The organism is Streptomyces sp. NPDC088747, from assembly GCF_044751025.1.
Taxonomy (GTDB): Bacteria; Actinomycetota; Actinomycetes; order Streptomycetales; family Streptomycetaceae; genus Streptomyces.
In genome coordinates this window covers 227504-250795 of sequence record NZ_JBIVKZ010000013.1, presented here as the reverse complement: position 1 = coordinate 250795, position 23292 = coordinate 227504, and the positions used below count along the sequence as shown (strand labels likewise).

The 23292-nt window shown below is 68.8% G+C and carries 23 protein-coding genes and 2 pseudogenes; 14 read left to right on the top strand and 11 right to left on the bottom strand.

Features of this window, described 5'->3' with window-relative positions; all coding sequences use genetic code 11:
• Positions 1 to 76: 76 nt before the first annotated feature.
• Entirely contained in the window at positions 77 to 511 is a 435-nt protein-coding gene (locus ACIP79_RS28520; RefSeq protein ID WP_401227661.1) for a hypothetical protein, read from the top strand.
• Between the two features lie 35 nt (positions 512 to 546).
• On the opposite strand, the pseudogene ACIP79_RS28515 reads toward ACIP79_RS28520, so the two are convergent.
• Positions 547 to 813: pseudogene (locus tag ACIP79_RS28515) on the bottom strand (IS5/IS1182 family transposase); the annotation flags it as partial.
• A 645-nt stretch (positions 814 to 1458) separates the two neighbouring features.
• Here ACIP79_RS28515 and ACIP79_RS28510 point away from each other — a divergent pair.
• A complete protein-coding gene (locus ACIP79_RS28510; RefSeq protein ID WP_401227660.1) occupies positions 1459 to 2358 on the top strand; it encodes a Ppx/GppA phosphatase family protein in 900 nt (299 codons plus the stop codon).
• Between the two features lie 111 nt (positions 2359 to 2469).
• Here the strand turns inward: ACIP79_RS28510 and ACIP79_RS28505 are convergent, their stop codons facing one another.
• Positions 2470 to 2835, bottom strand: coding sequence for a hypothetical protein (locus tag ACIP79_RS28505; protein ID WP_401227659.1), 366 nt, complete (start codon positions 2833 to 2835; stop codon positions 2470 to 2472).
• 367 nt (positions 2836 to 3202) lie between these two features.
• Here ACIP79_RS28505 and ACIP79_RS28500 point away from each other — a divergent pair, with 367 nt between their 5' ends.
• From ACIP79_RS28500 to ACIP79_RS28475, 6 genes are all read left to right on the top strand, one after another.
• Positions 3203 to 3577 (top strand): hypothetical protein, encoded by a 375-nt coding sequence (locus ACIP79_RS28500; RefSeq protein ID WP_401227658.1) that lies wholly within the window; start codon positions 3203 to 3205, stop codon positions 3575 to 3577.
• A 248-nt stretch (positions 3578 to 3825) separates the two neighbouring features.
• The gene (locus ACIP79_RS28495; protein ID WP_401227657.1) at positions 3826 to 4053 is read left to right on the top strand and encodes a hypothetical protein; all 228 of its coding nucleotides are present in this window, start codon (positions 3826 to 3828) and stop codon (positions 4051 to 4053) included.
• A gap of 341 nt (positions 4054 to 4394) precedes the next feature.
• A complete protein-coding gene (locus ACIP79_RS28490) occupies positions 4395 to 4778 on the top strand; it encodes a hypothetical protein (RefSeq protein WP_401227656.1) in 384 nt (127 codons plus the stop codon).
• Between the two features lie 191 nt (positions 4779 to 4969).
• A complete protein-coding gene (locus ACIP79_RS28485; RefSeq protein ID WP_401227655.1) occupies positions 4970 to 7264 on the top strand; it encodes a hypothetical protein in 2295 nt (764 codons plus the stop codon).
• 289 nt (positions 7265 to 7553) lie between these two features.
• On the top strand, positions 7554 to 7754 hold the full coding sequence (locus ACIP79_RS28480; protein ID WP_401227654.1) for a transposase domain-containing protein: 201 nt from the start codon (positions 7554 to 7556) through the stop codon (positions 7752 to 7754).
• Positions 7755 to 8048: 294 nt separating this feature from the next.
• Entirely contained in the window at positions 8049 to 8246 is a 198-nt protein-coding gene (locus ACIP79_RS28475; RefSeq protein WP_401227653.1) for a hypothetical protein, read from the top strand.
• A 58-nt stretch (positions 8247 to 8304) separates the two neighbouring features.
• On the opposite strand, the gene ACIP79_RS28470 is transcribed toward ACIP79_RS28475, so the two are convergent.
• Positions 8305 to 8841 (bottom strand): TetR/AcrR family transcriptional regulator, encoded by a 537-nt coding sequence (locus ACIP79_RS28470; RefSeq protein ID WP_401227652.1) that lies wholly within the window; start codon positions 8839 to 8841, stop codon positions 8305 to 8307.
• A gap of 75 nt (positions 8842 to 8916) precedes the next feature.
• On the opposite strand from ACIP79_RS28470, the gene ACIP79_RS28465 reads away from it, so the two are divergent.
• The 6 genes and pseudogenes from ACIP79_RS28465 to ACIP79_RS28440 all read left to right on the top strand — a co-directional run.
• On the top strand, positions 8917 to 9966 hold the full coding sequence (locus ACIP79_RS28465) for an aldo/keto reductase (protein ID WP_401227651.1): 1050 nt from the start codon (positions 8917 to 8919) through the stop codon (positions 9964 to 9966).
• Complete coding sequence (locus ACIP79_RS28460) at positions 9963 to 10196, top strand: hypothetical protein (protein ID WP_401227650.1); 234 nt, start codon at positions 9963 to 9965, stop codon at positions 10194 to 10196. Before ACIP79_RS28465 ends, ACIP79_RS28460 begins: the two co-directional genes overlap by 4 nt.
• Complete coding sequence (locus ACIP79_RS28455; RefSeq protein WP_401227649.1) at positions 10178 to 10693, top strand: hypothetical protein; 516 nt, start codon at positions 10178 to 10180, stop codon at positions 10691 to 10693. The genes ACIP79_RS28460 and ACIP79_RS28455 overlap by 19 nt, the downstream gene beginning before the upstream one ends.
• A 10-nt stretch (positions 10694 to 10703) precedes the next feature.
• Positions 10704 to 11738 (top strand): SDR family oxidoreductase, encoded by a 1035-nt coding sequence (locus ACIP79_RS28450; protein WP_401227648.1) that lies wholly within the window; start codon positions 10704 to 10706, stop codon positions 11736 to 11738.
• Positions 11739 to 12028: 290 nt separating this feature from the next.
• Positions 12029 to 12232: a hypothetical protein gene (locus ACIP79_RS28445; protein WP_401227647.1), complete on the top strand. Its 204-nt coding sequence runs from the start codon at positions 12029 to 12031 to the stop codon at positions 12230 to 12232.
• 179 nt (positions 12233 to 12411) lie between these two features.
• Positions 12412 to 12618, top strand: a pseudogene (locus tag ACIP79_RS28440) (sulfite exporter TauE/SafE family protein); the annotation flags it as partial.
• Here the strand turns inward: ACIP79_RS28440 and ACIP79_RS28435 are convergent.
• From ACIP79_RS28435 to ACIP79_RS28400, 8 genes are all read right to left on the bottom strand, one after another.
• Positions 12518 to 13423, bottom strand: a complete 906-nt coding sequence (locus tag ACIP79_RS28435; protein WP_401227646.1) for an ABC transporter ATP-binding protein — start codon at positions 13421 to 13423, stop codon at positions 12518 to 12520. The pseudogene ACIP79_RS28440 and the gene ACIP79_RS28435 overlap by 101 nt on opposite strands.
• 4 nt (positions 13424 to 13427) lie before the next feature.
• Positions 13428 to 14393, bottom strand: a complete 966-nt coding sequence (locus ACIP79_RS28430; RefSeq protein ID WP_401227715.1) for a FecCD family ABC transporter permease — start codon at positions 14391 to 14393, stop codon at positions 13428 to 13430.
• Between the two features lie 56 nt (positions 14394 to 14449).
• Positions 14450 to 15493: an ABC transporter substrate-binding protein gene (locus ACIP79_RS28425; RefSeq protein WP_401227645.1), complete on the bottom strand. Its 1044-nt coding sequence runs from the start codon at positions 15491 to 15493 to the stop codon at positions 14450 to 14452.
• A gap of 93 nt (positions 15494 to 15586) precedes the next feature.
• A complete protein-coding gene (locus tag ACIP79_RS28420; RefSeq protein ID WP_401227644.1) occupies positions 15587 to 19894 on the bottom strand; it encodes an amino acid adenylation domain-containing protein in 4308 nt (1435 codons plus the stop codon).
• On the bottom strand, positions 19881 to 20138 hold the full coding sequence (locus ACIP79_RS28415) for a phosphopantetheine-binding protein (RefSeq protein ID WP_401227643.1): 258 nt from the start codon (positions 20136 to 20138) through the stop codon (positions 19881 to 19883). Before ACIP79_RS28415 ends, ACIP79_RS28420 begins: the two co-directional genes overlap by 14 nt.
• A gap of 109 nt (positions 20139 to 20247) precedes the next feature.
• Positions 20248 to 21831 (bottom strand): long-chain-fatty-acid--CoA ligase, encoded by a 1584-nt coding sequence (locus ACIP79_RS28410; protein ID WP_401227642.1) that lies wholly within the window; start codon positions 21829 to 21831, stop codon positions 20248 to 20250.
• A gap of 21 nt (positions 21832 to 21852) precedes the next feature.
• Positions 21853 to 22401: an FcoT family thioesterase gene (locus ACIP79_RS28405; protein WP_401227641.1), complete on the bottom strand. Its 549-nt coding sequence runs from the start codon at positions 22399 to 22401 to the stop codon at positions 21853 to 21855.
• Positions 22398 to 23288, bottom strand: coding sequence for a TauD/TfdA dioxygenase family protein (locus ACIP79_RS28400; protein WP_401227640.1), 891 nt, complete (start codon positions 23286 to 23288; stop codon positions 22398 to 22400). Before ACIP79_RS28400 ends, ACIP79_RS28405 begins: the two co-directional genes overlap by 4 nt.
• Positions 23289 to 23292: the final 4 nt, after the last annotated feature.

Genomic DNA, 23292 nt, shown 5'->3' with positions numbered 1-23292 from the left:
TTGATGCTCGAATGACCGTCCGGTCCGGTGGAGTCTTCCAGCTCCACCGGACCACCCTTTCGGCAGGAGAATGTCCTTGACTGGCTCGCCCCCGGAGCTGAGCGGCCACCGCTTTGTGCGCGAAGTGCTTTGGCAGGAACTTCCGGAAGGCCGTTCCCTCATCACCGCACTGGAGGAGGAGGAGAGGCGCCTCAGCGCGGATCTGGACACCGCCGGCAGTCCGTATGGTGTAGGCATGTACCAGCTGGCCAGCGATGTCCTCGTCGGCCGCGCCTTCGGGCAGCTCTTCGCGAACGACGAACTCGACGTGGATCTGGCCCGCCGGTGCGCCACCGTGATCGAACGCCTCCTCGGAAGCGGAAGGCCCGCCGTGACAGAAATGGTGAGTGTCCGCATCACGGACCATCTGCTCGGTTACATCCAACCGTGGCTCCGCTTCAAGAAGTTCGCCGGCCCTCTGTTGAAAGCCGAGGTCGAATCCAGGAAGCGCTATTACACGGGGCCTTTCTGAAAGAATATTTGATCTAGGTGTATTGACCTGTATCCCTAATGGGTTCCTCGCCAGGTTGGCGTGGCATCGTCCGTTATGCGCTTGGCCAGGTTGCCGATCGAGGTGATGTGGATCATGACTTCGGAGCTGGTGCTGAGGGTCTCCTAGTCGCGGGCGAGGCGACGGTACATCATGATCCAACCGGTGCTTTGCTCGACCACCCAGCGTCTTCTCGCGACGTGAGATCCCCGCTCTTCCGGGTCTCGGTCAACCACTTCGACGTCCATTCCGAGGCTGGCTCCGTGCTCCACGACGGCGTTCTGAAGCGTCGACCCAACTCTTGGGGGCCGGCCACTTCTCCTTCCGGTACCACCGCTGCCCAACGGATCTCCTCAGTACGTAGGAACGCCGCAGGATACGAGACGCATCCTGCGGCACCAGATTCCACATAACGTGCAGGGAGAGCGCCTGGGCCGAGTCTGTGCCCTTCCTCTCCTGCGACGTCGAGATCCGCACCATCATCTGCTCGGCGAACGCCATCGCGTCCGGAGGACAAGGGCACTCTCTCCGACGCCTCCGCCGAACGGGCCGCCGTCAATGCGCGGATACGCAAGGCCGTCAGGCCTGCGGACGCCTGCCCATCGAGGCCCCGCCCTGAAGCGCATCGACAGCGCCGTCCAGATCGCCTTCGAGAGCCGACTCACCCCCGGCGAGCAACCGAACCTCAACCACCAAGATCAGCCGTGAAGGCGACGCCCCCGTCCACCGCCTGCAGCACCACTGGCGGAGGTCGCACGAGTGGTGACGATAGGCTCCCTCAGTGGACTGGATTCCTCGTCGCGGCGTCGCCAGGACCGTCGGAGGATCGGAGAAGGACCAGATCCGGTCGAGCGCGGGGCCAGGAGGAGGATGAGGGAATGCGGCAGGCGGGTGTGCTCGATGTCGGGTGCCACAGTGCTCTGCTTACGGTGGTGCAGCGACACGCCGGTACGGTGCTGGAGCCGGTGTTCTCCCGCAAGATACGGCTGAGACTGCACGAGACCCTCGACCACAAGGGACGGCTGGAGAAGGTCGGCATGAAGAGCGTCGAGCGGGCAGTGGCCGAGGCTGTCGCCGACCACCCGCGTCTGCACGGATCGCAGGTGTTCGCGTTCGCGACCTCGGTCATCCGGGACGCGCCCAACCGCGACGAGATCATCGCCCGTGTGGCACGCACCACCGGTACCCGTCTACGGGTGCTGAGCGGCGCAGAAGAGGCTCGCCTCGCCTACGTGGCCGCCCGCCAGTGGGCAGGCCCGACAGCCAGGCAGTTGCTCGTCCTGGACATCGGTGGCGGGACGGTGGAGATCGCCTCCGGCATCGGGGAACAGCCTCGCGCCGTCCACTCGCTGCCGCTGGGCGCCCGCAGGATCACCCGGGACTGGCTTCCCGGCGGCATCGCTCCCTCCCCGCGCCGCCTGGCCGAGATCCGGCAGCACTTGAGCCGGTCCTTGGAAGCCGTACCTGGTCTGCCGCAGCTCGAACCCGGAGGGCGGGTGCTGGCCTGCTCCAAGACCTTCGAACAACTCTCCCGACTCGCCGCCGGCCAAGGAAGAGCACCACGGGCCAGACGGCAACTGGCACTTCCTCAGCTAAACGCGTCAGTCTCTCTGCTGGCCGGTGCGGATCCGTCCCGCCGCGCCAAACTCCCGGGCATCTCCCGACACCGTGCTGAGCAGTCCCTGGCCGGAGCGCTGATCGCACGGGCGGTCATGGAGGCGTGCGGAGCCAAGAAGGTCGAGATCTGCCCCTGGTCCGTCCGGGAGGGGCTACTGCTCGAACACTTCGCCCTACCCCGCACCGCAGCCGACCGGCGAAGCGGGTGGTGAGGCACTCAGCCTCCTTGACGTTCCGGACACAGCAATCAAGCCCTCCCGCATCAGCCCGGCCAGAACCCCAGGACACAACATCCGTAAGGGTGAGAACAGCTACCGGCCAGTTCACGCGCCGCGTTTCGCCGCCCGCGGCGTCTTCTTCGCGACGGTCTTCTTGACGGCCGCCTTCTTCGCCGACTTCGTGGCCGTCTTCCTGGCCGCGGCCTTCTTCTTCGGCAGCTCATGCACGTCGGCATCGCCACTCTCGCTACGCGAACGTTGGCCAAAGCGACACACGCGTCCGCGGCCTCGGTCAGCCGCTATTTCAACGGCCAGCGCGTCGCTCCCGTGGACTTCCGGAATCGGTTGGTGGCCCTTGCCTCCGCCCAAGGCCACCCCCTGGATGAGCAGTTCGTTCAAAAGCTTCGCGCGCTGCACTCTTCGGCTGCCCACCGGGGAGGCTCGCTGCAAGACCAGATCGACCTTCTTCATGGAGAGGTCGAGGAGACCAGAAGAGAACTACGCAAAGTCCGGGAGAAGTTGAAAGACCGTGACAGGCACCTCGAAGCAGCCAGTGTCATGATCCGAGAACTCACGGCGGAACTCGACCAGGCCCGGGAGGAAGCCCGGCTGCTGAAACTCGAGCTCGCCATCCGGGCCAGGCAGATAGAAGTCCTGATGGAAGATGCGCCCGCCGCCGAAAATGCAAGGCAGATAGAGCTCGTAGGCACCGGTTTCAAGGCCGCCCAGGAGGTCATCGGATCAACGGCGCCAGACCAGAATCCCTCTCTCCTTGTGCCCATCCGGTCGGGCAACGCTGAACCCCCGCAACCAGTCCCACCTGAGACTCAGGAAGCCGTTGCCGCCGAAGCACGTCTCCGCGGTGGCCCGCGGCAGCGCCTGCATTCTCTTGTACCTGCCCGGCCCTGCCTTCGCGTACCTCACTGCGGCAGGATTCACCGTGTTCATCACCTCGGTGCCTCCATTCTGGCAAGGGCTTCTGTGCTGGATGATCGGCATCTTCTTCGTGCCTATCGGCTGGGGCCTTTGCGCCGGGCTCGTGCTCATCACTCCAGTCATCCTCCCCAAGCTCGATGACCACGGCGACGTCGGGCTTGGTTGGACAGCGGCAATCTCGACAGCCTGTGCCGTGCTCGGAGTGGTCCTGCAAACCGCCACCTCTTACACCTCACCCGGCATCTGGTGGACCACCGTCCTCGGCGTACCGAACTGATAGATCGTCTGGTCGCAGGAGGGAGCCGGGGGCCAACTCCCCCTGCGGCCGATCGTGCGCGAAACTTCTGGCCAAGCCTGGACACGACGTTGCTCTGATCATCGCCAGCCACGACCTCCACCTCGACAGCGCCAGAGGAGAACCACCACCCAGCCTCAGCCAAAGTCAGCGGGGTATCGCGGCCGGAACATTGGGTTGGCTTCCTGTAGCTCTGCTGGCTGTTCGATTACAGGCGCAAGGGGGCCTCGGTGGACGTGGTGCGGGTCATGGAGTCGTTGGCCGAGCAGGGGGTCACGGTTCTGTTCAAGGCTGATGCCGAGCGCATGCGCGACGGGACGAAGTCGTGGACATTCGTCGCAAGCGGGGCCCCGTTCCACGAAGACCTACTGGTGCGCACGGACGCCATCTCCGTGGAGGCTTGTCTCGACACCTGTCTGCCCCAGCTGCGTGAGTTCGGTCTGACCATTCCGGAGTGAGAGCTCTGGCCTTCTCGGCTATGCCGCGGCTGCCTCAAGTCCTCCCGACGGCAACGAGAGGTCACCGTGTAGTGGGCTCGTCCCACCAACACCAACGAGGGATCAAGGCGGTCGGTATCGATGCTCGTCGGTGCCGGGCGCTGCCGATCTTCGGATAGGCATCAGGGCCGCGCCGGTAAGCAGGCGATCGCCCCGGACAGCCACGCCCAAAACCGATGAGCCTCAACATCTGCACCGTGATGACGGCCGCGAGAACGCCTGGCGCTACCGGTCTGCCTAGTGCTGCGACCGGATAGGTTCGCCGGGTCGGTGAATGAAGAGCGGGCACGGTGAGGCTGGCGATGAGTGACAACTACCTGACGGTCATTCCGACTGACCCGTACTGGCAGCCGAGCAAGGATGCGGCGGATCGTGCTGCGGCCGTGCTGTCCGGGATGCTTCCCGACGACGACGCCCACCATGGCCTCGAAGCCAAGTGGCATGACAGCGTCGAGGTGGTCTTCCGCGGCGCCCACCTGGAGAAGATCTTCTGCCCGCGCTGCGGTGCGGCGTTCCCACCCAGTTGGTGGGGGAAGCCGTCTCGGAGCGCTACAACGAAGCCAGACGCCGCGCGACTCGCCCACCGCAACCCCATCGCCCTCGGCATCCCGGTCCTCCCTCCACGCCCGACTGAGCCCCTGGCACTCGGAGATCAGGACGAATTCCCGGTGTGGAGCGTCACGTAATTGGTTCTGGCCGTGATTCCGTGAAGCGTCATCCTGGTAACTCCGGTGTTCATCTCGTCGGCAGTCTTCATACTCGCTGGAGGGAGACCACTCGACGATCGGATGGTTTCGGCGCTGGGTAGGTCACGAGGGGCGCGATGGGGAGAGTCCGTTCACGTTGGCTGCGTATCGGGGGCTGGGGGCTCGTGGTCGTGGCGGCGGTGATCGCCGCCGTGCTGTCGGCCGTGGCGGATGTCTGGCCAGGTACGGCAGGTTCTGTGTTGGTCGCGGGTGTTGGTGTGGTTGTCGGAGTGTTGTCGACCCGGGCCACCAGCAGGCTCGACACTGATGCCCAGCAGTCCCGTCGGCTCGCCGATGAACTGTTCTTCCACGACCAGGGCGGGCGCCGTGTCCGGGAGATTGCCGATCCTGTCCGCGTTGGCGTCTACGCTGCCGCGCCCATGGAATCCGATGAATCCGGCGTCCCGTCCCCGGCCCGTACACCTCCCTTCGTCCGCAGGGACCGAAGCCCGGAACTGGAAAGAGCCGTACAGCGTGGGGGTTTCGTCGTGGTCGTCGGTGAGTCCACAGCGGGGAAGTCCCGTGCGGCCTTCGAAGCGATGCGCGCGTGCCTGCCCGATCACGCGTTCATCCGCCCCCGGAACCGGCCGGGACTCCGTGCGGCGGTGGAAGTCGTTCAGCGGGAACGGCGCTGTGTCGTCTGGCTGGATGACCTTCAAAAGTATCTGGGCAGCGACGGGCTGACGGCGCATCTGCTGGAGAGGCTTCTCGGTGATGGCACCCGACATGTCGTGGTCCTCGCCACCATGCGGGCGCAGGAGCGTGCCCATTTCCTCACAGACGGCATGTCCGGCGATGCCACAAGCGCCGAGATGGCCCGGGAGCAGCGCGAGGTTCTGGACCGTGCGACCGAGATTCGGATCGACCGGACCTGGACCGCTGCTGAGGTGGAGCGGGCGCGGGCGTTCGCCGATGATCCGCGCGTTGCCGCTGCGCTGGAGCACTGCGACCAGTTCGGACTGGCCGAGTACCTGGCGGCCGGCCCTAAACTGCTCGCGGCTTGGCAGGACGGGTGGGCGCCCAGCACTCATCCGCGCGGGGCCGCCATCGTCGCCGCGGCTGTCGACGCCCGGCGGGCAGGGTTCTACCGTGGCCTGACACCTGCGGCTCTTCGGATTCTGCACGAGCCCTACCTGCGACAACGCGGCGGTGCCAGGCTGCGGCCGGAGTCCTGGGAGCAAGCCCTCGACTGGGCCACGCGGGCCGTGTACGCCACCACGGGCCTGCTCATGCCCGAGGGCCCCGATCATTACGTGGCTTTCGACTACCTTCCCGACGTCGTCGATGCCGACCTGCCCCCGGCGCCCATCCCTGGGGAGACCTGGCGGGAGCTGATCGGCCAGGCGGAGCCGGCGGAGGCCGCCTACCTCGGATGGGCCGCCTACGACTGGTATCAGCAGTGGGATCACGCAGAAGCCGCTTTCGTCATGGCCCTCCACGGGGGACATGTGATGGCGGCGATAGGTGTCGCGACGTGCCAGGGCCTGGTCAGGGGCGACTTGGATACCGCGATGGACACGCTCCGATCGGCCATCGCCGTCGCCCGCGCCGACGCGGCGAACGTCGGGTCGACGCAACTCGTCGGGCTGACAGACCAGTTGGCGTTCATGACCGGTCTGGCCGGCCGGCACTCCGAGGCGCTTGAGATCGCCCGGCAGGCGGTCGCCGACAGCGCTGTCCTCAGCCCCGGCGAGGCACTTACCCCGCGCATCGTCGTCGCGCGGTCGACAGGGCAGTCCGGTGATACGGCCCTGGCACTTCAGCTGGCACGTGAGGCGGAGGCCGACGGTATCCGCCTCCTGGGAGAGAACCACCCGACGACGTTGTCCTGCCGATTCGAGGTCGCCGTCTGGACAGGCTACGACGGCGATGCCGACGGCGCGGTACGCCTCTGGGAGGCCCTGGACGACCACCTCATAGGAAAAGGTCTGGGCTCAGTGGAGCTGATCCTGGACGTGCGGCGCAATCTCGCCTACTGGACGATGATCGCGGGTGACACCGAGCACCACGGCCTGCCCCTCTTCGAGAGCGTCGCGGCCGACCACGCCCGTATCCTCGGTGCCCAGCATCTGCTCACCCTCGCGGCGCGCACCGGCCTGGCACACGTCACCGGCCAGGCCGGACAACCTGAACAGGCCCTGCGGATCGCCGAAGCCGTGATCGCAGACAGGCACGACGGTACTCCCGCCGTACATCCGGTGATACTCAACGCCCGCTTCGAGGCCGCCCTGTGGACCGGTTCGTGTGGGGACGAGGAAGCGGCGATCACTCGGTTCGACGCACTGCTTGCCGATGTCTCCGAGGCGTTGGGCCCCGACCACGTCCTCGTGCTGGACTGCCGCAGTTGCCTCTCTCAATTGACCGGCCAAGGCGATGGCCCGCAACAGCCCTATCGCGACTCGTGGATGAGGCTCGCCGATTGGTAATGACGACAGTCGTCCTGCGAATAGGACACCTCAGGCTGATCCACACCGCCCCACGCACTCCGCGCCCGTCGTCTTCGGCGCCAGCGCCGAGGGTCGGAGTGCTGGGCGGGATGATCGGCCAGTCCGCCAAGACTTTCCGGCCATTGAGAAGTACCGCTGCCCACGCGCCATTGTGCTCTACCACCCGGCCTGGCAAGTGTCGCCCGTGAGTTCACCGTTACTCAAGGCCGGTTCGCGCCCGGCCATCTGGGCGAGTTGACGGAGGTCTCCGTTCGACCTCGTCGAGGCCGTGCTGGATGGGAATCGGTGCGTGCAGCGCCGGTTACGGGATCTGCCATCGCGGGTCGGCGTCTACTTCCTGCTCGCGATGTGTCTGTTCCCGGAGGTCGGCTACCGGCTGGTCTGGCCCCCAACGCAAATCAGGCCCGGTACTGATCTCTCAGTACCGGGCCTGACCTGGAGTTTCAGCTGTCGAGGTGGCGGGATTTGACCCCACGACCTCTTCGTCCCGAAGCAATTGGGGACGGTCATCTTCCTGGGCCTGCTGCGCCCGTCACCTGCGCTGATGGTCCGCTGACATCCACGGTTGTTCGCGGTTGTGTGTCGCGGTTGTCACGTAGTTACCGGGGAAAACTCCTATCTGAGCCTCCGGGTTCGGTCGTCACCTGCCGCTCGGCCTGCCGGCATGCGCGGCTGGGTGGGCTTCGTTCTGACCCAATGGATGCCAGCCAGTGACAAGCTGAGCCCCGGGGCGGTGCGATGCCTCTCGGAAGACGGGCAGAGGATGGCCGTCTCGATCCCGCTCACCGAGGACGAGCAAGCCGCCCTCACTCATGGCCAGACCGCGATCGACCGGTTCCTCGGCGGACTCGCCGATACCCCGCCCCCGGCCGGGCCGACACCCCGGCAGATCACGGCACCCGGCACAGCTCAGCTCCTACCGGTCATCGGCGTCCGACAGGGCAAAGCAACGCGAGCTTGACGAATCTGATTCCGCAGAAGAGTCGTTCATCTGACGGGCACTGTCGCGTGCACGGTGCCTACCGGTGCGTGCGGAGTCCGTCGAGGATGAGCGCGAGCATGTGGGGCGCCCGGTCCTCGGGGGTGGACGCTGCGCGCCACAGCGCGCCGGTGAGTTGGAGGAAGTCGCCCGGGTCGGCGTCCGGGCGGATGCTTCCGTCCCTTTTGCCTGCGTCGAGGAGCTGGGTGATCGCGGCGATGACCGGCCCGTAGCTCTGCTCGCTGATCGCCTGGTGCGCGCCCGGGCCGAGGGCGTCGCCGAGGCCGTGTTTTCTGCGCATGACCTCGACGAGGTCCACCGTCCAGTGGCGGAGTGCTTCCAGTGGAGGCATCTGGGCCAACAGGTCGGGAGCGGTGCCGGTGATGCGTGCCACCTCGTCCTGGTAGACGGCCAGGACCAGCGATTCGCGGGTGGGGAAGTTGCGGTACAGGGTGCCCGCGCCGACTCCCGCGCGCTGGGAGATCTGGTTCATCGACGTGCTGCCGTCCGCCGCGAGTGCTTCGCGTGCGGCGGCGAGGATGCGCGCCCTGTTCTCGCGGGCGTCCGAGCGGACCACAGAACCTCACCTTGCTAAGTGGAGAGTTCTCCACTACGTTATTTGGAGAGCTCTCCACATACTCTAAGGAGCGTCATGCATTACATCAAGCTCGGCACGACCGGCCTCGACGTATCCCCGATCGCGATCGGCGCGATGACCTACGGCGAACCCGACCGCGGGCACCCCGTCTGGTCGAAGGGCGAACAGGACGCGCGCCCGCTCATCAAGCACGCGCTGGAGGCGGGGATCAACTTCTTCGACACCGCGAACATGTACTCCAACGGTTCCAGCGAGGAGATCCTCGGCCGGGCGCTCAAGGACTTCGCCGACCGCGACGAAGTGGTGATCGCCACGAAGCTGCGCCACCCCATGCGGCTGGGACCCAACGGACGGGGGCTGTCACGCAAGGCGATCATGACCGAGGTCGACCATTCGCTGCGCCGCCTGGGCACCGACTACATCGACCTCTACCAGATCCACCGCAACGACCACTCCACCCCCTGGGAGGAGACCCTCGAAGCACTCAACGACCTCGTGAAGGCCGGCAAGGTCCGCTACCTCGGCGCCTCGTCCATGCACGCGTGGGAGTTCGCAAAGGCGCTGCGCCTGCAGAAGGAAAGCAGCTGGGCGCGGTTCGTGTCGATGCAGGACCACTACAACCTCCTCGCCCGTGAGGAGGAGCGCGAGATGATCCCGCTGTGCCTGGACGAGGGCGTCGGCACCATCATCTGGTCGCCGCTGGCCCGCGGCCGCCTCACCCGCGCATGGAACGACGCCCGCTCGACGGTGCGCTCCGAGACGGACGGCGCCTACGCGGACCTGCTCTACTCGCCGGCCGAGGAGGCATCCAACCACGCGATCATCGACGCCGTCGGGAAGGTCGCCGCCACGCACGGCGTCAGCCGCGCGCAGGTCGCGCTCGCCTGGCTGCGACGCCAGCCGGTCGTCACCGCGCCGCTGGTCGGCGCCGGCTCGGTCCGGCAGATCGACGAGGCCGTGGCCTCCCTCGACATCGACCTCACCGACGACGACGTGCGCGCCCTGGAAGCCCCGTACACCCCCCGCTACGACTGGCAGGGCGTCTCGGACGAGGCCGAGATGGAGGCCATCCGCCGACGCGTGCCCGGCATGGCTCTCGCGTGAATCCCATCGTCCGCTCCGGCGCCGCTGGCCGCGCCGGAGCCCTCCTCATCCTTGTCGGCCCGCTCGTGTCCTGGGCCGCCGAGCTCCCCACCGCCGCCGCATGGCAGGACCCGCCGTACTCGCCCCTGGACACCTGGGTCAGCCACCTCGGCCTGACCGGCCCGCCGCAGAGCGCATTCGGGCAGGTCGCCCACTCCTCCTCGGCGCCGTCATGGACACCGGCTGGGTGATCTACGGCAGCCTCCTGATCGTCGGCGCGTTCCTCGTGTTCGACCCGCGCAAGGGCGCCCGCCCGATCATCATCATGATCCTCGCCGTCCTCGCCGGCGTCGGGGTCTCGCTCGTCGGCATCTTCCAGGGCTCCAACGCCAACGTCGACAACGGCCTGATCGCCTTCCACACCTTCGGCGCGCAGGGCGTCATGCTCGCCGGAAACATCATGGCGATCGTCGTCGGAGCCGGCGGAACCCGCATCGGTCTCACCAGGGGCCGGTCGATCGCGAGCATCACTCTCGGCACCGCCGGACTGATCGCGTTCCCCCTCTTCATGACCGACGTGTTCACGGGCTGGATGTGGAACATCGGCCTGTTCGAGCGCGCCGTGATCTACCCGATCATGATCGGCCACGCGCTCCTCGGAAGCAGCGTGGCCGCCGCCCAGCGCCACCGAGCGACGCACCCGCTGCCACCGCTTACCGCACGAGTTACCGCACGAGTCGAGAGATGAGGAGAGACAGATGACACGAGTACTGGTCACCGGAGGAACCGGCTTCATCGGGAGCTGGTGCATCCAGGCCCTGCTGGATGCTGGGCACACCGTCCGCACCACGGTCCGCGACCTGCGGCGCGAGCCGGCGCTGCGGTCCTGGCTGCACGCGGCCACACCGTTCGACGACGACCGACTCACGGTCGTACGCGCCGACCTCGAACACTCCGACGGCTGGGACGCTGCCGTCACCGGCTGCGACTACGTCCTCCACGTCGCCTCGCCGACCCTGCGCCACACACCGGCCAACGATGACGACCTGGTGGTTCCGGCACGCGAGGGCGTCCTGCGGGTGCTGCGCGCAGCCCGCGACGCCGGTGTGCGCCGGACCGTCCTGACCAGCGCCTTCGGCGCCATCGGGATCGGGCACCCCCCGCGCTCCACCCCGTTCACCGAGGAGGACTGGACAGACGTCGACACCGACATCCCGCCCTACCAGCGGTCCAAGACCCTCGCCGAACGCGCCGCCTGGCAGTTCGTCCAGGACGAAGGCGGCGGCCTGGAACTGGCGGCGGTTCACCCCGTGGGGGTCCTTGGACCCCTGCTCGGCCTGGACGACCCGCCATCCCTGCGTCTGGTCCGCCGAATGCTCGAAGGACAGGTTCCTGCGTGCCCTCCCTTCGGGATGGGCTTCGTCGACGTACGCGACGTCGCGGATCTGCACCTGCGCGCGATGACCGATCCGGCAGCCGCCGGCGAACGCTTCCTGGCCATCGCCGGGCACAGCCTGCGTGTCATCGACATCGCACGCATCCTGCACGACCGCCTCGGTGAGCGCGCCGCGAAGGCCCCGACCCGCGAACTGCCCCTCTGGGCCGCACGCACGCTGAGCATCGTGAACCCGGAACTGCGACTGCTCAAGCACCAGCTCGGCCGGGATCTCGACGCCACAAGCACCAAGGCGGAGAAGCTGCTCGGATGGCGAGCGCGCCCTATCGAAGACACCATCGAGGACACTGCCGAGAGCCTCCTCGCCCACGGCATCGGGACAAAGACCGCCTCGTAGCCGACCGGCTCTGCGGTCCTGCGCACCGAAGAGGCATCGAACCGGTGCCTCGGCGCGACAGGTGTCACTGGCCCCGGACCCGCGCCGACGTGCGGTCGGGGGCCGCCCGTTTGCCCGCCGGGTGAGCCGGAACGAGAGACTCCGGGCCGTCATGGCAGTCGACACGTTCCGGAACCGCCCGTCCGTCGTCCAGGTGACGGCGTCAGCGCCGCGGCCAGGTGGCCCTGCCCGTCTGCAGGGCATCCCAACTGGGCAACTTGCGCTGATCATCCAGAGCAGAGGCCCCGCCGATGACCACCACTCCCCCGCCGCCCCTCAGCGAACCCGACCCCTGCGCACTGGCCTGCCCCGGCGACCTGGTCGGTCTCTGCGCCGGCTGCCGGCGCAAGACCCACCGGTACGGATCCGGCGGCTACCCGCTGTGCCAGTGGTGCAGGAACCCGGCACGGGAACGGTGGGACCCGGAAGTGCACTACCTCAACACCCGTACCTGACCGCAAGCCAGGCGAACGCCAGGCCGGCTCTGCTCACGAGTCACGGGGGAGGACGGCAGTTGTTCCCCGCCTCACGAGGCGGTTGGATCAGTGCGGGATCGTTCACGAGAACGAGAACGGGAAATGCCTGATCGGGAGCCTGTTCCGGGTGCAGGTCGACGAGTGCTGAGGGATACGTCGTGGAGTGCTCGACGGGACTGCTCGGTTTCGCCACCGGGCTGCTGATATCGGTCACCACCGCGCCCGTAGGCGTCTCCGGAGCGGTCTTCCTGCTGCCCGTTCAGGTCAGCGTGCTGGGCGTGCCGAGCCCGGCCGTGACACCCACGAACCTGCTCTACAACGTCGTTGGCGGTCGGCGGGCTCGGCGAGGCGTTGGTCGTCGTCCACGCTCCCACCGTTCGTCTCCTGACGCTCACCGTTCGCGAGGGGGCGGGCCGCGTACGTGATCCGCACGATGCCGTCGGCGTGCCGCTCGGTGCGCGCACGGACGCCGAAGACATCGGCGAGGAGTTCCGGGGTGAGCACCTCAAGGACTGGCCCGGCCGCGGCCACCGTTCCCTCGTGGAGGATGACCAGATGGTCGCAGAGGCGCGCGGCGAGGTCGAGGTCGTGCAGGACGGCGAGGGTGGTGATCCCGGTGGCGCGGATGAGGTCGAGGAGCTCGAACCGGGCCCGGATGTCGAGGTGGTTGGTGAGTTCGTCCAGGACCAGCAGCTGCGGGTTCTGGGTCAACGCGCGTGCCAGCAGAACGCGTTGGCGTTCGCCTCCGGACAGGGAGGCGTAGTCGCGGTCCGCGAACGGCCGTACACCGCAGCGGTCGATGGCGTCGGACACGGCCGCGTGGTCCTCGGCCCCGTCACGGCCCAGCAGACCGTGATGAGGGGCACGGCCCAGGGCCACGATCTCGGTGACGGTCAGACCGGTGGTGTTGCCGCCCGCCTCCTGGAGGACGGCTGCGGTACGGCGGGCCGCGGCACGGGGGGACAGCGCCCACACGTCGTCCTCGCCCACCTTGACAGCCCCGTCCGCCGGACGCAGCGAGCGGTAGACCGTACGCAACAGGGTTGATTTTCCACTGCCGTTGGGGCCGACGAGGCCGACGATGTCGCCCTTGCGGGCCTCCAGGCTCACATCCCGCAGGATCGGGTTGCGGTCCAGCGTGACGTGGAGCCGGTCGACGGTCAGTTTCATACGGTCAGTCCAAACCCTTGTTGCGGCGCAGCAGCCACAGGAAGAAGGGGGCGCCGAGCAGTGCGGTGAGGATGCCCAGCGGCAGTTCGTTGGGGCGGTTCAGGGTGCGCGAGAGCAGGTCGACCAGGACCAGGTAGACGGCACCGAGCAGGGCGGTCAGGGGCAGGAGCCTGCGGTGGTCGGCGCCGGTGGTGAGGCGTACCAGGTGCGGGATCATCAGGCCGACGAAGCCGATGCTGCCCGCGACGGCGATGACCGTGCCGGTGAGCAGCGCGCTCAGGACCAGCAGAATGGCCCGCAGCCGGTTGACGTCGACGCCGAGCGCGGTGGCCGACTCGTCGCCGGCCAGCAGGACGTTGAGGCGGCGGCCGAACAGGGTCAGGAGCGTGGTGGTGACGAGCACGACCACGGTGACCGTGGGAATCTGGTCCCACTCGGCTCCGGCCACGCTGCCCAGCATCCAGAACATCACCGTCCGCAACTCGGTCGGTGTGGCCTGGAGTTGGACGAAGCTGGTCGCGGAGAGGAAGACGTAGCCGATGGCCACGCCCGCCAGCACCAGCCGGACCGGTGACAGCCGTCCCCGCCGCTGGCCGAGCGCGAACACCAGGGCGCCCGCGGCGACCGCGCCGAGAAAGGCCGACGCCGACACCCCGAGCCCGGCGAGCGCGGCGCCGCCGCCCAGGGTGATGACGAGGACCGCGCCGAGTGTGGCGCCGTAGGAGAAGCCCAGCACGATGGGGTCGGCCAGCGGGTTGGACACCACGGTCTGCAGGACTGCTCCGGTCACGGCCAGGCCGGCGCCGACCAGGGCCGCGAGGACCACCCGCGGGGTGCGGAAGTTCCAGACGATCTGGTCCAGCGCCGGGTCGGAGGGCGCCGTTCCCGCGCCGGTGACGTGGTGGAGGACGATGCTCCACACGTCACCGACGGGTATGTTCACCGCGCCGATGCTGACCGCCACGATCATGGTGGCGACGAGCGCGACGGGCAGGAGCGTGAACGCCAGCGGGAGCCTCAACCGGGTCAGAAGGCGTCCGGGTGCAGCGTCTTGGCGATCTTCTCCACGGCCAGGTCGTTGCTCGGGCCGATGTAGATCGAGTCGGACAGCGTCACGTACGTGTGGTTCTTGGCGGCCGGCCACTGGGGGAACTCCTTGAGCAGCTTCTCGGCGTAGGCCGCCGGGTCGGGGTCGTTGTAGGCGACGACGACGAGGGCGTCGACGTCGGTGGCGGCCACCTTCTCCTTGCTCAGGTCGGCGAAGGAGGTCTTGGAGGCGTTCTCGAACGGGTTGCTGCCGCCTGCCTTGGCGAGGATGTCGTTGTAGATGCCCTTGGCCACGACCGAGCTGAAGTCGTTGCTGCCCATGGACATGTTGGTGAAGAGGATCATGACCTTCGGCTTCTTCTCGTCCTTGACCTTCGACGAGACCGCCGCGATGTTCTTCTCGGAGGCGGCGATCAGCTTCTCGGCCCTGTCACTGACGCCGAAGATCCTGCCCATGTCGCGCAGCAGCGTGTAGCTGTCGGCGATGGTCATCTTCGAGTTGTCCTGGCCGCAGCCCTGCGGGGAGACGTAGCTGTTGGCGCCGACGTCCTTCAGCTGGTCCCGGTCGGCGAAGCCGTTCTTCCCGTCGAAGCCGTACGAGGTGGTGGACAGGACGAGATCGGGGCGCAGTCCGAGCATGGCCTCGCGGGGGACGTCGTAGGCGTCGTTGGGCTTGACGTTCCCGGTGGGGAGCTTCCCGATGGCGGCGGCCCGGCCCGGCACCTCGGACATGCCGTAGCTCTGCTGGTTGGCGATGATCTTGTCTCCGAGGCCGAGGGCGAGGAGGGTGGAGACCTCGCCGACGGAGGCGCCGTTCATCACGACGACCCGGCTGGGCGCCTTCTCGAAGGTCTCCTTGTGACCGCAGTTGTCCAGCGTCACGGGGTAGCCGTTCTTCGTGTTCGCGGCCGCGGCTTCGGTCGGCTTCGCGCTTGACTGGTCGTCGGACGAGGAGCCGCATGCCGCCGTGAGCAGGCAGAGGGCCGCGGCCAGGGCTGCGGCGGCCGGCCGGTTCATCGACATGCGGGCTCCTTGCGTGAGGACTTGCTCATGGGCTGAAGGGTTTCTGTCGTAGTAGTCGGGGCGAAGTGGCTGTGAGTTCCCGGCAGTTGCGCACTATTTCGCGGGCATTCCGGCTCGGGGCCGGCGCAGCCTTTCGGGGGCGGGCAGCACAGCCCCGGCCACACAGCGGTCCAGGTAGCGAAAGACCAGGTCACGGTCGATGGGCGGGCAGCTGATGCCGCTGTCCTGGAGGCCGGTGCGGACGTTGCCGGAGTGGACGCGGCCGAGGCGCAGACCGGTGGCGGCGCTCTGTTCAGCGGTATCGAAGTAGGCGAGTGTCGTGGCGGCGACGTCGGCCGAGCGGGGCAGCGACTCCCGCCAGCGTGCGAGCGGCAGGGTCCGTACCGGATAGCCGTACTCCCGCACCCGGTCGTAGACGTCCGCGAGCCGTACGCGGGGCAGTGTGGCGTGGTTGAAGACCGGGCCGGGCGCCGTCGCGGCCGGGTGCAGGCACAGGTGGACGAGGGACCTGGCCACGAAGTCGACCGGGGTCCACACCTCGTCCTCGAACAGCTCCGGGACGATCCCCGCCGGGATGCCCGCCCGCAGCACGCTCCACAGGAAGTCCCGCTCGTTGACGTATCCCGTGCCGGAGGGCCCGACAACCCGGCCCAGCCGGTGGACGGTGACCGGCAGACCGCGTTCCACCGCCTGTTCCAGGAGCCTTTCGGAGGCCCACTTGGTCTGCTGGTAGCCGGAGCGCAGACCTTCGTGGGGCGGCAGGAACGCCTCCGGCACCTCGGGGCTGTGGCTCTCCGGCGGTGCCACGGACAGCGTGGAGACGTAGTGCAGGGGGGTCGTGCGTACGGCCGCCAGGCGCAGGAGCTGCCGGGTGGACTCGGTGTTGGCGGCGCGCAGGGTGGCGTAGTCGCGCATGATGCTGACGGTCGCGGCGTTGTGGAGGATGGCGTCGCAGCTCGCGGCGAGATCGGACAGGGTTTCCCGTGACAGGGCGAGGCTGGGACGGGCGAGGTCGGCGGGCAGGGCTGTCAGTCGGGTCGACGCCCGTGCGTCGAGGGTGATGCCGTGCCGGGTCAGGGCCGCATGGACGCGGGCGGTGGCCTCGGGCGCGCCGTCCGCCCGTACCAGGCAGACGATCTCGGCCTCCGTGTCGGCCAGCAGCCGGGCCAGCAGATGCGCGCCGACGAAGCCGGTGGCACCGGTGAGCAGGACGCGCCGGGGAGTGTCACCGGGAGCGCGTCCGATGCCGGGGCGGATACCCGGGTCCAGTTCGGCGTCGGCCAGGAGGCTCGGCGGGAGCGCGGCCGGGGCGGAGCTCGGCTGCCCTGCGTCAGGCTCCGTGTCTGCGAGGAAGCGGGCCAGGGTGGCGGCGGTGGGGTGCTGAAACAGCCAGGCGACCTTGACGTCCCGGCCGAGTTCCACCCCGAGCCGGTTGGCTGCCTGGATGGCCTGGAGGGACTGGGCGCCCACGTCGAAGACATCGTCGTCCACGGCTACGGCGTCGGCGCCAAGGATCTGCCGCCAGACGCCGGTGATGGCCTGCTCCAACGGGCTTCCGGTGACCGGGACCTGGTGTGCGGCCGGTTCGGGGAGCGCGGCCCGGTCGATCTTGCCGGAGCTGGTGCGTGGCAGCCGTTCGACGAACTCGACGGCGCTGGGGATCAGCGCGGCCGGCAGCCGGGCCCGCAGGTGTTCCCGCACCTGGGTGGCGGACGGTACCGCGCCCTCGGCCACGAGGTGAGCCACCAGGCGCCGGGTGCCGTCGGGCAGGATCTGTCCGGCCGCGACCGCCTCCCGGACCCCGGGATGGGTGAGCAGAGCACTCTCGACCTCAGCGGGCTGCACCCGATGCCCACTGATCTTGAACTCCGTGTCGGCCCTCCCGAGGTAGCGCAGTTGGCCGTCCTCACCGACGCGGACGAGGTCCCCGGTGCGATAGGCGCGGGGGGCGCCGGGGAGGGCGGTGAGCGGGGCGAAGCGCGCGCCGTCCGGCACGTCCGGACGGTAGCCGTCGGCGAGGGTGGGGCCCAGCAGGTACAGCTCGCCGTCGGCCACCGCCGCCCTGGTGCCGGGCAGGGGCAGGCCGATGGGAACGTCGCCGGCGGCGAGGCCGGGCGCGTGCAGGTCGGCGACGGTGGCGACCACGGTCGCCTCGGTAGGACCGTAGGTGTTCAGCAACGCCACGGAGGTGCCGACCGCCTTGCGCCAGCGCTCGACGCGTTCGGGCAGGGCGGCCTCGCCACCGATGACGACGGTCCGCACCCCCTCGGGCAGGGCGGCGGCGCCGGTCGAGACCGCGTAGGCGAGCTCGTGCCAATAGGCCGTGGGCAGGTCGAGGACGCTCACCCGGAGCCGGTCGCAGGCGTCGAGGAAACGCGGCACCGACTCGGTCATGTCGTCGGTCCGGATCACCAGGGTGGCTCCGGCGCACAGGGGCAGGAAGATCTCCTCCACGCTGGCGTCGAAATGCAGCGGGGCGAACTGGAGGACGCGGTCCTCGCGGCGCAGGCCGTAGCGGTGGGTGGCGGCGGCGACGAAGTGGGCCAGCGCACCGTGGCCGACCGCCACGCCCTTGGGGCGGCCGGTGGAGCCCGAGGTGTGCAGGACGTACGCGAGGTCCGTTGGTCCGACGGACGCGGCACCGGGCTTCTGTGACGCGGTGACGCCGACGTGTGCGGTCTCCGGTGCGTCCAGCGGGAGTACGGCACAGTCCGCGAAGTCGCCCGCGCGCTCACCGGTGGTCAGGACGAGCGCCGGGGCGGTGTCCGCCAGCAGGCGGGCCGTGCGGTCTGCCGGTGCCTTCGGGTCGAGGGGGCAGTAGGCGGCGCCGGCCAGCAGCACGCCGAGGACGGCGGTGACGGCGCCGGTGGAACGGGGCAGGGCGACCGCCACCACATCGCCGCGGGTGACGCCCCGGGCGCTCAGTCGGTCGGCGATGTGCCGTGCCGCACCGAGGAGTTGGGCGTACGTGAGGGTGTCTCCGGCGTGCTCGACGGCGACGGCCCCGCCCCGGTGGGCCGCGTGGTCGGCGATCAGGCTCAGCACGGGGCGGGCCGGTGCGGGCAGCGGGCCGCCGTCCAGGACGAGGGCGGTCCCGTGCGCGTGCGGAGCGCCGAGCGGCCGGTCCGGTTCGGCGAGAGCCTCCTCCAGCAGAGCGAGCAGACCCTCCTGGAAACCGACCGTGTCGGCCCGCGTATACAGGTCGGGGTTGGCGTCGACGGCGACCCGCAGCCCGGTGCCGTCGCCGCGGTCGTAGACGTTGACGGCCAAGTCGTCGACCGGTCCGGCGGACACGTTGTGCACGGTGCTGGGATGACCGGCGAACGTCAGGCCGTACGCGAACGGCATGATGTTCACGCCCGGCCCGGACAACCGGCGCTGCCCGCCCACCAGTTTCAGGTCGCGGCGCAACTGCTCGTAGCGGTAGCGCTGGTGCGGGAGGCCGGCGCGCAGTTCGCGCGAAACCCTGGGGGCGAGGTCGCGGAGGCTGTCGCCGGGGGCGACGGGCACCCGCAGGGGCAGGATGTTGCGCACCATGGCGGGCACCCGCAGGGAGACCGAGCCCAGGCGGCCCATCGCCGGCAGGCTCAGGACGATTTCCGGTGCCCGGGTCGCCCTGTGCAACTGGGCGGCAGTGGCCGCGAGCAGCACCTCCGACCAGGTGACCGACAGTTGGCGGGCGACCTCGCGCAAGGTGTCGACCCGGTCCGGGGCGAGGTCGGTGACATGGCGGTGGAAGGTGCGGGCGGGCAGGGCTGACCGGCCCGCCGGGGTGGCCACCGGCGGACGGTCGGCGTAGCGGTCGGTCCAGTACGCCCGGTCCGTGGTGCGGCGGGCGGACTCGCGGTAGCCCCGTTCCTCGACGCGGACGGACTCCAGGGTGCCGAAGCCGTTCCCGGTGATGGCTTCACCCGCCATGAGGGCGGTGTAGACCTCGGCCACCCGCCGGGCCACCAGCGACAGGCCGAAGCCGTCGAGGGCGATGTGGTGGATGCGGTGGTACCAGAGGAACTCCCGCGGTGCGGTACGCAGCAGGGCGTGGCCGAAGACCCGGTCGCGGGTGAGGTCGACGGGGCGGGCCATGTCCTGGTCCATCCAGGCCAGGGCGGCGGCGTGCGGGTCGGTTTCGGCGGTCAGGTCGGCGATGTGGGTCTGCCAGTCGCCGGCCGGGGTGTCGATCTGCCAGGGGCGGCCTGTGCCGTCGGTGTCGAAGGTGACGTTCAGGGCCTCGGTCTCGGCGACGACATGGTGCAGGGCCCGGTCGAAGACATCCGGGTCGAGCGGACCTGCGATGCGCAGGTACTCGGCGGTGTTGTAGGCGGGGCTGTCCTCGTCGAGTTGCTGGCCGGTCCAGATGCCCTCCTGGGCGGCCAGCAGCGGGCGGCGCTCAGGCTTCGGCACGGTCCGCTCCCTGCCGGCGTTCGGACAGTAGCTGCCACCACTGGGCGAAGGTGGTGCGCTCGGCGAGTTCGACGAAGGTCACCTCGGCGCCCGCGGCCTGCCAGCGCTCCAGCAGGGTGACTATGCGCAGCGAGTCCAGCCCGGAGTCCAACGGGCTGTCCTTGAGATCGACTTCGGCGGGTTCCAGGAACAGGCACTCCGCCAGGTCCGCGCGGAAGCCGTCCAAGGTGAGGGGTTCGGGCATGGGGGCTCTCTCTCGGTGCTCGTCCGGTGATGTGCCGGTGGTACGCCGGTGCTGTGCGGTGGTGTGGCGGTTCGCCCGCGCCGGGGCGGAAACGGCGCGGGCGGGCCGGTCAGTTGACCTTGCGCGCGGAGTCGCTCCAGAAACGGTCGCGCAGCTCACGCCGCAGGACCTTGCCGCTCGGGTTGCGCGGGATGTGGTCGGTGAACTCGTAGCTCGCGGGCAGTTTGAACGCGGCCAGCCGCCCGACGAGGAAGGTGTGCAGGTCACGGGGGCTGGGCCGGTCGCCCGCGGCGGGCACGACGAAGGCGTGCACCTTCTCGCCCCACCGCTCGTCCGGAATGCCGACCACGACCGCCTCCCCCACGCCGGGGTGGTGCTCCAGGACGTTCTCGATCTCGGCGGGATAGACGTTCTCGCCGGCGACGAGGATGGCGTCCTTGATGCGGTCGCGGATGAAGACGTAACCGTCCTCATCGAGGTAGCCGGCGTCCCCGGTGTGGATCCAGCCGTCGACGAGCGTCTCCGCCGTCCTGTCGGGCAGTCCCCAGTACTCGACCATCCGGGCCGGGGTGTGCAGACAGACCTCGCCGACCGCGCCCGGGGGCAGTTCACGGCCCTGGTCGTCGATCACCTTGGCCCGCACCCCCGGGTAGGGATGTCCGGCGGACTGCATGAGCGGGCCGCCGGGGACATGGGCGGCCGGGGGCAGGCAGACGGCGGTGTTGCCGGTCTCGGTCAGGCCGTAGATCTGGGCGAACTCGCAGTCCAGGACCGCGAGGCTCTCCTCCAGCAGTGCCTCCGAGATCGGGGAGCCGCCGTACACGGTCTTGCGCAGGGTGGTGAAGTCCTTCGCGCTCACCCCCGGTTCGATGAGCATCATGCGCAGCATGGCCGGAACGACGCAGGCGGTGGTGATGCCGAGGTCGCGGATGAGGTCCACGGCCTGCCCGGCGGCGAAGGCGCGCATCGCCACCACTGTCGTGCCGGCGTTGAAGTTCTGGGTGGCCCACCACAGGCCGCCGACGTGGAAGCCGGGAATGCCTATCAGGGCGATGTCACCGGTACGCCAGTCGATCCAGTCCAGTCGCTCGCTCGCGAGCCCGTCCCGGATCGCGAAGAAGCTGCGGTGGGCGAGCACGACTCCCTTGGGGAGGCCGGTGGTTCCGCTGGTGTAGAGCTGGGCGAGGGGGGTGTCGGGGTTGGCGTCGAACTCCGTTTCCCGGTCTGGCTGTTCGGCGCTCCAGGTCTCGATCGCGCTCAGGTGCACGACGGTCCCGGGAGGCTCGGTGGGCATGCCCTCGACGATCGGGGCGAACTCCTCCTCCAGGAACAGCAGTCGGGTACCCGAGTCCTGGAGGATGTGGCTGACCTCGGGCGCGGTGAGCCGCCAGTTGACCGGGACCAGCACGGTGGCGGTCTTGGCGCAGGCGAAGAGGATCTCGTAGTAGTGCTCGGACTCCCTGCCCAGGTAGGCCACCCGGTCGCCCTCGGCGAGTCCCGCGGCTTTGAGGGCGTGCGCGAGGCGGTTGCTGTTGCGGTGCAGGTCCGCGTACGTCAGGGTGCGGTCCTCGCAGATCACCGCGGTGGCCGCGGGCTGACGGCCGGCGTGGAAGCGCGCGGTCTGGACGAGGGTGCTCAGTTCGGGATGGTGGAGCTTGCCGCCCTGGTGCTGCGGCGCCGTGGATGTCTCCATGAAAGCTCTGCCTCCGTTGGGTCAGGTGACGTTGACGAACGCGAGGGTCGCCTCGCCGTCGCTCCGGCCGCCGTTGGCGTCCTGGTAGCGGAACACGGTCTGGGCGTGGAGGAAGGGACTGCCGCCGCCGGGAGTGCGCCGGGTCACGGAGCGGAACTCCATCTCCCCGGTGAAGTCACGGGGGTTGACGGGCCGCCGGAAGTTGGACGCGAAGCGGGCGATGAGGATGTCCGGGAGCTGGTGGCGCCAGAAGTCGTCGAGGGTCCAGTCCTCGAACCCGGTCAGCAACTTCTCTTTCACCGACTTGGCGACCAGGTAGTACATCATCTGGTTGTAGGCGATGTTGACCTCGACCGAGTTCAGATGGCCGGTGTCGTCGATGTAGCAGGACTCGGGGATCGCGAAGGCGCAGCGCGCCGAGGCGAGTCCTGCGGCGGCCGTGACCTCGGCGGATCTCAGGTACTTGCAGTGCGCCTTGTAGGGCGCCAGCACCCGGGCCAGCAGTTCCTCGTCGGTGGCATACGACCGCTGCGGCGGGGCTTCGGCACGGTCGCCGACGTGCGCGGTCACGCGGTGCGTATCCCGTCGTGCAGCCTGCGCTCGTCGTGGACGGTGACACGGTGGGAGACGGTCGGCTCAGGAGTGGTGGTGTGGCGGGCGCGGTGGATGAGACTGCGGTTGTCCCAGACCAGCAAGTCGCCCTTCTCGAAGCTCTGCAGGTGGATGCCCTCGTGTTCGAAGGTGTCGTCGAGCTGACCGGTGGCCTCGAAAAGGCGCTTGAGGAGTTCCTCGTCGAGCGGTTCGCCGTCCTGGTTCTCGATGCCGACGGTGAAGCCCTCGCTGAGGTAGAGGACCGTCTCCCCGGTCATCGGGTGGGTGAAGGTGGTGGGCTGGACAGCTGGCGGCGTCTTCGTCTCGACCTCCTCGAGGATCTCGGAGATCGGGCGGTAGACGTCATGCGGGCGGATCTTGAAGTACTTGCGCACCGAGTGCCGGCAGCGCGTCCCGGTGATCTCCTTCTTCAACTCCTCGGGCAGCCGCTCGTACGCCCGGCCCATGTCGATGAAGTACGTGCCACGGTTCTTCTCCGGGACGACCTGCGGGTGGATCAGAGTGATGCCGAAGGGGTCGGGCATGAACTGGTAGTCGGCGTGCCAGAACTTGCCGGTCTTCGGCACGCCTATCTGCTTGCCGTTCTCCGGGACGTTGGAGGAGACGAATATCTCCGGGACCTCGGGATGCTTGTACATCGGCTCGTAGTAGGTCTCGGGGCGCCCGAGACGCCGGCCGAGGGCGAGGAACTGCTGTGGGGAGAGATCCTGTCCCTTCAGCACGGCGATCTTCTTGGTGTAGACGGTCTGCTTCAGGGCCCGGATGTCGTCGTCGGAGGCCGTGGTGTGGTCGAAGTCCTCGACGATCGCGCCGAGGGCCGCGCCGGGCTGGTCCTTGATCTGCATGGCT